Below are 12,256 nucleotides of genomic sequence, written 5' to 3' on the forward strand. Positions count from 1 at the left end.
CCCCGTCGTGGGGGTCGGAGCGGGCGTGTCGGATTCGTTCACAGCTTCTCAGCCTCCCTGCCGGTTGCGCATCCAGTCGGCCGTGTTCATGAACGAGTCGCGCAGGCGCTGCCGCAGCGCCGGATCGACGCCGGTCTCGGCCATGGCCTGGTCCATGCAAGCGACCCACTGGTCACGCTCCCTGATGCCGATCGAAAACGGCATGTGCCGCATGCGCAAGCGCGGGTGGCCGAAGCGCTCGGTGTAATGGCTGGGGCCGCCCAGCCAGCCGCACAGGAACCAGAACAGCTTCTGCCGGGCCGAACCGAGGTCGCTGCCGTGGCTGGCGCGCAGGTCGGCATAGCCGGGCTCGAGGTCCATGAGGTCGTAGAAGCGCTCGACCAGCGCCCGCACCTTGTCTTCGCCGCCGATCCACTCGAAAGGTGTGTCGAACGGCGGTTTCTCCTGGATTTGCATGGCGGGATTGTCCCGCACGGGCTGCACAATGCGGGCACCTCGGCAGTACCAAGACCATTCTTTCCGCATGCGCATCCTCGGCATCGATCCCGGCCTGCAAACCACCGGATTCGGCGTGATCGACGCCGACGGCGCGTCGCTCGGCTACGTCGCCAGCGGGACGATCCGCACGACCCACCTGCCGCGCGGCGACCTGCCGGCGCGGCTCAAGACCTTGTTCGAGGGCATCGCCGAGGTCCGCCGCCGCTATGAGCCCGAAGCCGCGGCGGTCGAGATCGTGTTCGTCAACACCAACCCCCAATCCACGCTGCTGCTGGGCCAGGCGCGCGGCGCCTGCGTGACGGCGCTGGTGACCGGTGAACTCGAGATCGCGGAATACACGGCGCTGCAAATGAAGCGGGCCGTGGCCGGGCACGGTCGGGCCGGCAAGCCCGAGGTGCAGGAGATGGTGCGGCGCCTGCTCAAGCTGCCGGGCCTGCCCGGCACCGACGCGGCCGATGCCCTGGGCCTGGCGATCACCCATGCCCACGCCGGGCAGGCGCTGGCGCGGCTCGCCGGGAGCGAGCGTCGAACCACCGGCATGTACCGCGCCGGTCGAACGTTCTGAAAATCAGAAGAACCGTTGCACGGCCAGGACGGCAAAGAAGCCGAACGCGCCGACCAGGGTCCACCTGAGAATCTTCAGGCCCAGCTGCTTGTAGCGGATGCGGCCGGTCAGCGCGTACGCGCCGAACAGCAGGCCGGCCGATCCCAGCAGCAGCAACAGCAGGACACGGAATGCGACCACGCGGCTACCAGGCGCGGGCCGGTACGGCGAAGCCCGACGGCGCCTGGCGCTCGTCCTCGAAGCTCACCAACTCCCAGGCCTCGCGCCGCTCCAGCAGCTCGCGCAGCAGGCGGTTGTTCAGGGCATGGCCGGAGCGGAAGGCCGAGTACGCGGCGATGAGCGGCTTGCCCACCAGGTACAGGTCGCCGATGGCATCGAGGATCTTGTGCTTGACGAACTCGTCGTCGTAGCGAAGGCCGTCTGAATTGAGTACGCGCCAGTCGTCCATCACCACCGCGTTGTCCAGCCCGCCGCCCAAGGCCAGGCCGTTGGCGCGCATCATCTCCACGTCCTTGGTGAAGCCGAAGGTGCGCGCGCGGGCGATGTCGCGGGTGTACGAATCACGGCCGAGGTCGAACTCGTGCCGCTGGCCGGTGGAGTCGACCACCCGGTGCGAAAAATCGATCTCGAAGCTGAGCTTGTAGCCGTGGTACGGATCGAGCCTTGCCCACTTGACCTGCTCGCCCTCCCCTTCGCGCACCTCGACCGGCGCGATCACGCGAATGAAGCGCCGCGGGGCCTTCTGCAATTCGATGCCTGCGCTTTGAAGCAGGAACACATAGGACGAGGCCGAACCGTCGAGGATGGGCACTTCCTCGGCAGTGATGTCGATGTAGAGGTTGTCGATGCCCAGCCCGGCGCAGGCCGACATCAGGTGTTCCACCGTATGCACCTTGGCCGAGCCGCTGGAGATGGTGGACGCCATGCGCGTGTCGGTCACCGCATGCGCCGACACCGGAATGTCCACCGGCAGCGGCAGGTCCACCCGCCGGAACACGATCCCCGTATCCGGCGCCGCCGGCCGCAGCGTCAGCTCGACCCGCTGCCCGCTGTGCAGCCCCACGCCGACGGCGCGGGTGAGGGTCTTGAGGGTGCGTTGCTGCAGCATAGGCGCGCGATTTTAGGGGCGGCACCACCAGGCCCGCCAAAGGCGGGCTTCATCGCCGCGATAGCCGGGCGGTGATTGATGGGATGGCAAGCGTAGCGAGCAGCCCGAGGTGAGGCCGAGGAGCGCAGCCGTACATCCGTACGGCGAGCACCGCAGGCCTCAGATCGGGCTGCGCAGTAGCTTGACACCCCTCAATCAGCTTGTTTGCGAAGGAAGGCGGGGATCTCGAAATCGTCCATGCCGCCGGAGGACAGCGCATCGACCTTGGCCGCTGCCGTGGTGCGGTTGGTCCGCCATACGCTGGGCACCGACAGTCCGCCGACCTGGCCCGTGCCCATGGTGGCCGCAGCCGGCATGGCCCGTCCGCCGCTCATCTCGCCCAGGGTGGGCACGCTGAAGCCGACGTCGTGGGTGCCGGTGCGCAGCACCTGCAGCGGCGGCGCCGTGCGGCGCTGCTGGCCATGGCGCGACAGGCCGGTGGCCACCACCGTGACGCGCACCTGGTCCTCCAGCTCGTCGTCGTAGGCGGTGCCGTAGATCACGTGCGCGTCCGGCGAGGCGTAGGCGCGGATGGTGTTCATCGCCAGCTTCGACTCCGACAGCTTCAGGCTGCCCTTGGCCGCGGTGATCAGCACCAGCACGCCCTTGGCGCCCGACAGGTCGATGCCTTCGAGCAGCGGGCAGGCCACGGCCTGTTCGGCGGCGATGCGCGCGCGGTCCGGGCCCGACGCCACGGCCGTGCCCATCATGGCCTTGCCGGGCTCGCCCATCACGGTGCGCACGTCCTCGAAGTCGACGTTCACATGGCCGGGCACGTTGATGATCTCGGCGATGCCGCCCACGGCGTTCTTCAGCACGTCGTTGGCGTGCGCGAAGGCCTCGTCCTGGGTGATGTCGTCACCCAGCACTTCGAGCAGCTTCTCGTTGAGCACCACGATCAGCGAATCGACATTGGCCTCGAGTTCGGCCAGGCCCTGGTCGGCGTTGGTCATGCGACGGCCGCCTTCCCAGTCGAAGGGCTTGGTCACCACGCCCACGGTGAGGATGCCCATCTCCTTGGCCACTCGCGCAATTACCGGCGCCGCGCCGGTGCCGGTGCCGCCGCCCATGCCGGCGGTGATGAACAGCATGTGCGCGCCCTGGATGGACTGGCGGATCTGGTCGACCGCGGCCTCGGCCGCCTCGCGGCCCTTCTCGGGCTTGCTGCCCGCGCCCAGGCCGCTGTTGCCCAGCTGGATGGTCTTGTGGGCCGCCGTGCGGGCCAGGGCCTGCGCGTCGGTGTTGGCGTTGATGAACTCCACCCCCTGCACCTGGCGATCGATCATGTGCTCGACGGCGTTGCCGCCGCCGCCACCCACGCCGATCACCTTGATCTGGGTGCCCAGGTTGAATTCTTCGGTCTCGATCATCTCGATGCTCATTTGTCGACTCCTCGAAAGGACTGCAGTTGCCAATTGAAAAATGCCGGGAAACGGGTGTGGGACGCGCGAGAGGGTGGACCGGCGGACCGCCATCGCTCGATGGGTCTTGGCGGGCTTCCGCGCGCGAGCCAGGTCTTGCGGGGATCCATGGTCAGAAGTTCCCCACGATGAAATCCTTGAAGCGGCCGAAGGCGGTCTTCATGGAGCCGTTCTTCTGGGCGACCTTGTGGCCGCGCAGGCGTGCCAGGCGAGCCTCTTCGAGCTGCCCCATCACCGTCGACGCGCGCGGCTGGGCCACCATGTCGGACAGCGCGCCGATGTACTTGGGCACGCCGCGGCGCACCGGCTTGAGGAAGATGTCCTCGCCCAGTTCGACCATGCCGGGCATCACGGCGCTGCCGCCGGTGAGCACGATGCCGGAGGACAGCACCTCCTCGAAGCCCGACTCGCGGATCACCTGCTGCACCAGCGAGAAGATCTCCTCGATACGCGGCTCGATCACGCCCGCCAGGGCCTGGCGCGAGAGCATGCGCGGGCCACGGTCGCCCAGCCCGGGCACCTCGACCTGCTGCTCGGGGTCGGCCAGCAGCTGCTTGGCATAGCCGGCCTCGACCTTGATGTCCTCGGCGTCCTTGGTGGGCGTGCGCAGCGCCATCGCGATGTCGCTGGTGATCAGGTCGCCGGCGATGGGGATCACGGCCGTGTGCCGGATCGCGCCGCCGGTGAAGATGGCCACGTCGGTGGTGCCGGCGCCGATGTCGACCACCGCCACGCCCAGCTCCTTCTCGTCCTCGGTCAGCACCGCGTAGCTGGAGGCCAGCGGATTGAGCATCAGCTGCTCCACCTCGAGGCCGCAGCGGCGCACGCACTTGACGATGTTCTCGGCCGCGCTCTGCGCGCCGGTGACGATGTGGACCTTGGCCTCGAGCCGGATGCCGCTCATGCCGATCGGCTCCTTGACGTCCTGCCCGTCGATCACGAACTCCTGCGGCTCGACCAGCAGCAGGCGCTGGTCGGTGGAGATGTTGATGGCGCGGGCGGTCTCGACCACGCGGGCCACGTCGGCCGGCGTGACCTCCTTGTCCTTCACCGCCACCATGCCGCTGGAGTTGATGCCGCGGATGTGGCTGCCGGTGATGCCGGTGTAGACCCGCGTGATCTTGCAGTCCGCCATCAGCTCGGCCTCTTTCAGCGCCTGCTGGATGCTCTGCACCGTGGCGTCGATGTTGACCACCACACCCCGCTTGAGGCCGCTGGAGGGCGCCACGCCCAGCCCCGCCAGCTTCAGCTCGCCCCCCGGCATGACCTCGGCGACCACCGCCATGACCTTGGCGGTGCCGATGTCGAGGCCAACTACCAGGTCCTTGTATTCCTTTGCCATCGTGTCCTCGTCTACTTTTTCTGCTGCGCGTCGGCACCGACGGTGCTCACGCCCCTCAACCGGATCGCGTACCCATCGGCATGGCGCAGGTCCGCCGCCACCAGCGCCTCGGGGCGGCGGCCGTAGCGGCCCGCCGCCTCGGTGAGCGTGTTCACGAAGCGCTGCGCCCGGGCCAGCACCTCCTGGGGCGTGCCGCGCCCGAACTCGACGCGCGCGCCGCTATCCAAGACCGCCTGCCAGCTGCCCCGGGTGGTGAGCGTGAGCTGCTCGACGCGCAGGTCGACCTGCTCGAACAGCGGCGCCAGCTCGCGCCAGGTGGACAGCAGCTGCGCGGACTGGTCCAGCGGCCCCGCCAGCCGCGGCAGGCCGTCGTGCTCGACGTCGCCCGGATTGGCCTCGAACACCTCGCCATGGCTGTTGACCAGGGTGGTGTCGCCGTCGGCGCCCCACAGCGCCACGGCCTGGTGCTCGTGCAGCCGCACCCGCAGCACGTTGGGAAAGACGCGGCGCACCTCGGCCTGGCGCACCCACGGGATGTCCTCGAAGGCGGTGCGCACCTGGGCCAGGTCGACGGTGACGAAGTTGCCGGCCAGGCGCGGCGCCACGTTGGCGCGCAGGGTGGCCGGGCTGCTATGGGCGAGGTCTCCCTCGACCGTGATGCGGGCCAGCGACAACGCCGGGTGCCGCAGCGCCCAGGCGCCCAGAGCCCCGACGGCCAGCACGGCGCAGGCCACGAACAGCAGCGTGGCGCTGAAGTTCATGAGCCGGACGTCCAGCGGCGCGGGGATGGGGGCGGGCTTTCGTGCCATGGTCAGCCTGCCCGGTTGGGTTCGGGGTCCAGGCGGGCGGCGGCCAGCAGCCGCAGGCACAACGCCTCGTAGCCGATGCCGGCGGCGGCCGCCGACATGGGCACCAGCGAATGGCCGGTCATGCCCGGCGAGGTGTTGATCTCCAGCAGGTAGGGCGTGCGCGTGGCCGCGTCGATCATCACGTCGGCGCGGCTCCAGCCGCGGCAACCGAGCACCTGGTAGGCCTTGAGCACCAGCGCCTGGATGGCGGCCTCCTCGCCTTCGGGCAGGCCGCAGGGCACCAGGTACTTGGTGTCGTCGGTGAAGTACTTGTTCTGGTAGTCGTAGTTGCCCTCGGGGGCGACGATGCGGATCACCGGCAGCGCCTGGGCCGAGTCGCCGCTGCCGAGGACCGGGCAGGTGACCTCGTCGCCGGCGATGAACTGCTCGCACAGCACGTCGCAGTCGAGGGCCGCGGCGGCTTCCACGGCCTGCGCCATGGCCTTGGCCTGGGTGACCTTGGCCAAGCCGATGGACGAGCCTTCGCGCGCGGGCTTGACGATCAACGGCAGGCCCAATTCACGCGGCACCGCCGCCACCTGCTCGGGCGTGTAGGCGCCTTTGCGCAGCAGCACGTAGCGCGGCGTGGACAGGCCCTCGGCAAGCCACACGCGCTTGGTCATGACCTTGTCGATGGCGATGGCCGAGGAGAGCACGCCGGGCCCGGTGTAGGGGATGCCGAGCAGCTCCAGCGCGCCCTGCACGGTGCCGTCCTCGCCGAAGCGGCCGTGCAGCGCGATGAAGGCACGCTTGAAGCCCTTGCGCTTGAGTTCGGACAGGTCGCGCTCGGCGGGGTCGAAGGCATGGGCGTCGACGCCCTGGCCCTGCAGCGCCTTGAGCACGCCGGCGCCGGACATGAGGGACACCTCGCGCTCGGCGCTGCGGCCGCCCATGAGGACGGCGACTTTGCCGAAGGACTTGGGGTCGATGGCTCGTTCCTGGGAGTGGGTTGGCGCGGGCCCTTCGACGAGCTCAGGGCGAACGGAGGGGGGAGGCTCGGGGTGAACGAAGGAAAGCCCTCCCCGTCCAGCCTGAGCTTCACTCCGTCCAGCCTGAGCTTCACTCCGTCCAGCCTGAGCCTCTCTCCGTTCGGGCTGAGCCTGTCGAAGCCCAGCGAGTGCCCACGCGTCCAATTTCGCGCTCATGCCCCACCTCCCAGCTCCACCAGCCGCGCCGGCACACCGCCGATCGAACCGGCACCCATGCACATCACCACGTCGCCGTCCCGGGCCATGTCGAAAATGGCCTCGGGCATGCCGCCGATGTCGTCCACGAACACCGGCTCCACCTTGCCGGCCACGCGCACGGCGCGCGCCAGCGAGCGGCCATCGGCGGCCACGATCGGCGCTTCGCCGGCGGCATACACCTCGGCCAGCAGCACCGCGTCGGCGTGGCCCATCACCTTGACGAAATCCTCGAAGCAGTCGCGCGTGCGGGTGTAGCGGTGCGGCTGGAAGGCCAGCACCAGGCGCCGCCCGGGGTAGGCGCCGCGGGCGGCCGCCAGCGTGGCGGCGACCTCCACCGGGTGGTGGCCATAGTCCTCGATGACCGTGAAGCGCCCGCCGCCGTTGGCCTGGCGCACCGGCAGCTCGCCATAACCCTGGAAGCGCCGGCCGACGCCGCGGAATTCGGACAGCGCCTTGAGCACGGCCGCGTCGGGGATGTTCAGCTCCACCGCCACGGCGATGGCCGACAGGGCGTTGAGCACGTTGTGGTGGCCCGCCAGGTTCAGGCGCACCGGCAGGTCGGGCAGCGTGACGCCGTTGCGGCGCTGCGCCGTGAAGTGCATCTGCGGCCCGACGGCGCGGATGTCCACGGCTCGCACCTGGGCGTCCTCGCTGACGCCGTAGCTGGTGATCGGGCACTGCACCTCGGGCACGATGTCGCGCACCACCGGGTCGTCCACGCACAGGATGGCCGTGCCGTAGAACGGCATGCGGTGCAGGAAATCCAGGAAGGCGCCCTTGAGCCGGCCGAAGTCGTGGCCGTAGGTCTCCATGTGGTCGGCGTCGATGTTGGTCACCACCGACATCACCGGCATGAGGTTCAGGAACGAGGCGTCGGACTCGTCGGCCTCGACCACGATGTAGTCGCCCGCGCCCAGCTTGGCGTTGGCGCCCGCGCTGTTGAGGCGGCCGCCGATGACGAAGGTGGGGTCCAGGCCGCCCTCGGCCAGCACGCTGGCCACCAGGCTGGTGGTGGTGGTCTTGCCGTGGGTGCCGGCGATGGCGATGCCCTGCTTCAGGCGCATCAGCTCGGCCAGCATAATCGCGCGCGGCACCACGGGAATCTTGCGCCGGCGTGCCGCCACCACCTCGGGGTTGTCGGCCTGCACGGCGGTGGAGGTGACCACCGCGTCGGCACCGTCGATGTGCTTCTCGTCGTGGCCGACGCAGGTGCGGATGCCCAGCTCGCGCAGCCGGCTCAGCGTGGCGCTGTCGGCCAGGTCGGAGCCCGAGATCTCGTAGCCGAGGTTGCACAGCACCTCGGCGATGCCGGACATGCCGGAACCACCGACTCCGACGAAATGGATGTGCCTGATCGCGTGCTTCATTGCTTGCTCGCCAATTCCTCGCAGGCGGCCACGATCGCGGCGGTCGCGCCTGTCTTTTCCAGCGCCTTCGCGGCCTGGGCTTTCTGTATCAGTTCGGCCCGGTTGACCCGGGTGAGCAGCTGGGCCAGCCATTCGGGGCTCAGGTCGGCCTGCTGCACCAGCCAGCCGCCGCCCGCGTCCACCAGGAAGCGAGCGTTGGTGCTCTGGTGGTCGTCCACGGCATGCGGGAAGGGCACGAACACCGCGGCCGCGCCGACGGCGGCGATCTCGGTCACGGTGCTGGCGCCGGCGCGGCAGACCACCAGGTCGGCTTCGGCGAAGGCCGTGGCCATGTCGTCGATGAAGGGCACCAGGTCGGCCTTCACCCCGGCGGCCTGGTAGTTGGCGCGCAGCTCCTCGAGCTGCTTCTCGCCGCTCTGGTGCCGCACCAGCGGCCGGTGCGATTCGGGCAGCAGCGCCAGCGCCTTGGGCACGACCTCGTTGAGCGCCTTGGCGCCCAGGCTGCCGCCCACCACCAGCAGGCGCAGCGGCCCGCTTCGCGCGCCCAGCCGATCGGCGGGCGCCGGCTGCCGCAGGAAGGATTCGCGCAGCGGGTTGCCCACCCACTGCCCTTTGGGCAAGGCATCGGGGAAGGCGGTGAAGACGCGGTCGGCGACGCTGGCCAGCACCTTGTTGACCATGCCGGCGCGCGAGTTCTGCTCGTGCAGCACCAGCGGCTTGCCCAGGAGCACACCCATCATCCCGCCCGGGAAAGCGATGTAGCCGCCCAGCCCCACCACCACGTCGGGGCGGATGCGGCGCACCACCTTCACGCTTTGCCAGAAGGCCCGCTGCAGCCGCAGCGGCAGCATCGCCAGCGTGAGCGCGCCCTTGCCGCGCACGCCGGAGAAATCGACGGCCTCGAAGTCGAAGCCGCGCGGCGGCACCAGGCGGCTTTCCATGCTGTCGGGCGCGCCCAGCCAGTGCACGCGCCAGCCCTTGGCGCGCAGCGCCTCGGCCACCGCCAGGCCGGGGAAGATGTGGCCGCCGGTGCCGCCGGCCATGACGAGGGCGGTGCTCATGCGCGCCCTCCTCTCATGAGGACGCGGTTCTCGTAGTCAATCCTCAAGACCACCGCCAGCGCCACCAGGTTCATCAGGATCGCCGAACCCCCATAGCTCATGAGCGGCAGGGTCAGGCCCTTGGTCGGCAGCGCGCCCAGGTTCACGCCCATGTTGATGAAGGCCTGGAAGCCGATCCAGATGCCGATGCCCTGCGCCACCAGGCCGGCGAACAGCCGGTCCATGGCGATGGCCTGCCGGCCGATGTGCATGATGCGGCGCGTGAGCCAGAAGAAGGTCACGATCAGGCACAGGATGCCGATGAAGCCGAACTCCTCGCCGATGACCGCGAACAGGAAGTCGGTGTGGGCCTCGGGCAGCCAGTGCAGCTTCTCGACGCTGCCACCCAGGCCCACGCCGAAGATCTCGCCCCGGCCGATGGCGATGAGCGCGTGCGACAGCTGGTAGCCCTTGCCCAGCGCGTGCTTCTCGCTCCAGGGATCGAGGTAGGCAAAGATGCGCTCGCGCCGCCAGTCGGACAAGGCGATCATCACGGCGAAGGCGATCACCAGGACGGTGGCGATCAGGAAGAACATCCGCGCGTTGACACCCCCCAGGAACAGGATGCCCATGGCGATGACCGCGATCACCAGGAAGGCGCCCATGTCGGGCTCGGCGAGCAGCAGCGAACCCACCACCGCGACCGCCACGGCCATCGGCAGCACGGCACGGAAGAAGCGCTCCTTGACCTCCATCTTGCGCACCATGTAGTTGGCCGCGTACATCACCACCGCCAGCTTGGCCAGCTCGCTGGGCTGGAAGGTCATGAAGCCCAGCGAGATCCAGCGGCGGGCGCCGTTGACCACGCTGCCGATGCCGGGCACCAGCACCATGATCAGCAGCAGCAGCGAGCCGACGAACAGCCAGGGTGCACGGCGCTCCCAGGTGGCCACCGGGATCTGGAAGGCCAGCAGCGCCGCGATGAAGCCCGTACCCAGCGCGATCAGGTGGCGAATGAAGAAGTGCAGCGGGCTGTAGCGCGCGAACCGCGGGTTGTCGGGCATGGCGATCGAGGCCGAATAGACCATCACCAGCCCGAGCAGCAACAGGCCCACGGCCACCCAGACCAGCGCCTGGTCGACCACCGGCAGCCGCGCCGGCGCGGCGGACTGCCGGCTGTAGCCCGACAGGCGCACCGGCAGTTGCATGCCGGCCTCGGGCGAGCCCGCCACGAGGCGGGCCAGCCGGTCGGTGAAGGCGGCGGGCAGCAGCTTCATTCGCTTCCTTCCAGCAGCACGCCGGCCTCGTCGGCCAGGCGCCGCACGGCCTCGCGGAACACCCGCGCCCGGTGCTCGTAGTTGTCGAACATGTCGAAGCTCGCACAGGCCGGAGACATCAACACGGCGTCGCCCGCGTGGGCGCGCTCGGTCGCCAGGCGCACGGCCTCGTCCATGGTGCCGGCGTCGATCAGGGTGACGCCCGCGCCTTCGAGCGCCGCGCGGATGCGGGGCGCGTCCCGGCCGATCAGCACGGCCGCGCGCGCATGGCGCGCCACCGGGTCAGCCAGCGCCCCGAACTCCTGGCCCTTGCCGTCACCACCCAGGATCACGACCAGCCTGCGGTCGGCGCCCAGGCCCTGCAGCGCGGCGACCGTCGCGCCGACGTTGGTGCCCTTGCTGTCGTCGAAGTACTCGACGTCGTGCACCTGCCCGATGGGTTCGACCCGGTGCGGCTCGCCCCGGTACTCACGCAGGCCGTAGAGCATGGGCGCGAGCGGGCAGCCGCAACCCGTGGCCAGGGCCAGCGCGGCCAACGCGTTGATGGCGTTGTGGCGCCCGCGGATGCGCAGCGCGTCGGCCGGCATGAGCCGCTGCAGGTGCAGCTCGTCGGCGTCCGCGACAGGCGCGGCCGTGGCCCCTTCGGCCGGCTGCGCCGCGGCGCGGCGCCGGGTCTTGCGCACGGTTTCGTCCGCTTCCATGGCCCGCACCAGCCAGGCCATGCCGTTGACGGTTTCGATGCCGAAGTCGCCGGGCCGCTGCGGCAGGTCGCCGCCGAAGGTGACGGCGTCGCGCTCTTCGATGCGACCGCCCTTGAGCCGCACCGGCGCCGGGCGCATGGCCATGACCAGCGGGTCTTCGCGATTGAGCACCATCAGCCCCTGGCGGCCGAAGATGCGCGCCTTGGCGGCGGCGTAGGCGGGCATGTCGCCATGCCAGTCGAGGTGGTCCTGGCTCAGGTTGAGGACCGTGGCCGCGGTGGGCTCGAACCCATGCACCCCGTCGAGCTGGAAACTGGACAGCTCCAGCACCCAGGCCTGCGGCAGCGCCTGCGCCTCGAGCCGGGCCGCCAGCGTGTCGAGCAGGGTCGGGCCGATGTTGCCGGCCACCGCCACGGTGCGGCCGCTGCGCTCGACCAGCTGGCCGGTCAGCGAGGTGACGGTGGTCTTGCCGTTGGTGCCGGTGACCGCGATCACGTCGGGCGCGTAGCCGGTGTCGGCCTTCAGCTGCGCCAGCGCCTGGGCGAACAGGTCGAGTTCGCCGCCCACCGGGATGCCGGCGGCGTGCGCCAGGTCGGGCACGGGGCCGAGCTGCTGCGGCGACAGGCCCGGGCTGCGATAGACCGCCTGCACGCCGTCCTCGAGCAGCTCGGGGGCGAAAGGACCGGCGACGAAGCGGGCCTGCGGCACGTCGTGGCGCAGCAGCGCGAGCTGCGGCGGGGCTGCACGGGTGTCGGCCACCGTGACGCGGGCGCCGTGGCGCGCGCACCAGCGCGACATGGCCAGGCCGGAGCTGCCGAGGCCGAGGATCAGGACGCGGCGCGGATCGGAGGTGGTGTCCATCG

The 12,256-nt window shown here is 70.1% G+C and carries 12 protein-coding genes; 1 reads left to right on the plus strand and 11 read right to left on the minus strand.

Annotated elements, in window-relative coordinates; all coding sequences use genetic code 11:
- Window positions 1-48: 48 nt before the first annotated feature.
- Window positions 49-456, minus strand: coding sequence for a group II truncated hemoglobin (locus tag JI739_RS17775; protein ID WP_201685278.1), 408 nt, complete (start codon window positions 454-456; stop codon window positions 49-51).
- A gap of 67 nt (window positions 457-523) precedes the next feature.
- On the opposite strand from JI739_RS17775, the gene ruvC reads away from it, so the two are divergent.
- Window positions 524-1,063 carry a crossover junction endodeoxyribonuclease RuvC gene (gene ruvC / locus JI739_RS17780; RefSeq protein ID WP_201685279.1) on the plus strand — a complete coding sequence of 180 codons (540 nt, stop codon included), beginning with the start codon at window positions 524-526 and terminating at the stop codon, window positions 1,061-1,063.
- Window positions 1,064-1,066: 3 nt separating this feature from the next.
- Here the strand turns inward: ruvC and JI739_RS17785 are convergent, their stop codons facing one another.
- From JI739_RS17785 to murD, 10 genes are all read right to left on the minus strand, one after another.
- Window positions 1,067-1,243: a hypothetical protein gene (locus JI739_RS17785; RefSeq protein ID WP_201685280.1), complete on the minus strand. Its 177-nt coding sequence runs from the start codon at window positions 1,241-1,243 to the stop codon at window positions 1,067-1,069.
- 4 nt (window positions 1,244-1,247) lie between these two features.
- Window positions 1,248-2,171, minus strand: a complete 924-nt coding sequence (lpxC, locus tag JI739_RS17790) for a UDP-3-O-acyl-N-acetylglucosamine deacetylase (RefSeq protein WP_201685281.1) — start codon at window positions 2,169-2,171, stop codon at window positions 1,248-1,250.
- Window positions 2,172-2,362: 191 nt separating this feature from the next.
- On the minus strand, window positions 2,363-3,592 hold the full coding sequence (ftsZ, locus tag JI739_RS17795) for a cell division protein FtsZ (protein ID WP_201685282.1): 1,230 nt from the start codon (window positions 3,590-3,592) through the stop codon (window positions 2,363-2,365).
- 151 nt (window positions 3,593-3,743) lie between these two features.
- The gene (gene ftsA, locus JI739_RS17800; protein WP_201685283.1) at window positions 3,744-4,973 is read right to left on the minus strand and encodes a cell division protein FtsA; all 1,230 of its coding nucleotides are present in this window, start codon (window positions 4,971-4,973) and stop codon (window positions 3,744-3,746) included.
- A gap of 11 nt (window positions 4,974-4,984) precedes the next feature.
- Window positions 4,985-5,782, minus strand: coding sequence for a cell division protein FtsQ/DivIB (locus JI739_RS17805; RefSeq protein WP_201685284.1), 798 nt, complete (start codon window positions 5,780-5,782; stop codon window positions 4,985-4,987).
- A gap of 2 nt (window positions 5,783-5,784) precedes the next feature.
- Window positions 5,785-6,750, minus strand: coding sequence for a D-alanine--D-alanine ligase (locus JI739_RS17810; protein ID WP_201685438.1), 966 nt, complete (start codon window positions 6,748-6,750; stop codon window positions 5,785-5,787).
- A gap of 212 nt (window positions 6,751-6,962) precedes the next feature.
- Window positions 6,963-8,375 (minus strand): UDP-N-acetylmuramate--L-alanine ligase, encoded by a 1,413-nt coding sequence (gene murC, locus JI739_RS17815; RefSeq protein ID WP_201685285.1) that lies wholly within the window; start codon window positions 8,373-8,375, stop codon window positions 6,963-6,965.
- Entirely contained in the window at window positions 8,372-9,436 is a 1,065-nt protein-coding gene (murG, locus tag JI739_RS17820) for an undecaprenyldiphospho-muramoylpentapeptide beta-N-acetylglucosaminyltransferase (RefSeq protein WP_201685286.1), read from the minus strand. The genes murC and murG overlap by 4 nt, the downstream gene beginning before the upstream one ends.
- A complete protein-coding gene (gene ftsW, locus JI739_RS17825; protein ID WP_236589855.1) occupies window positions 9,433-10,623 on the minus strand; it encodes a putative lipid II flippase FtsW in 1,191 nt (396 codons plus the stop codon). Before ftsW ends, murG begins: the two co-directional genes overlap by 4 nt.
- A gap of 65 nt (window positions 10,624-10,688) precedes the next feature.
- A complete protein-coding gene (gene murD, locus JI739_RS17830; protein ID WP_201685288.1) occupies window positions 10,689-12,254 on the minus strand; it encodes a UDP-N-acetylmuramoyl-L-alanine--D-glutamate ligase in 1,566 nt (521 codons plus the stop codon).
- Window positions 12,255-12,256: the final 2 nt, after the last annotated feature.

Source organism: Ramlibacter aurantiacus (assembly GCF_016722895.1).
GTDB classification, from domain to species: domain Bacteria; phylum Pseudomonadota; class Gammaproteobacteria; order Burkholderiales; family Burkholderiaceae_C; genus Ramlibacter; species Ramlibacter aurantiacus.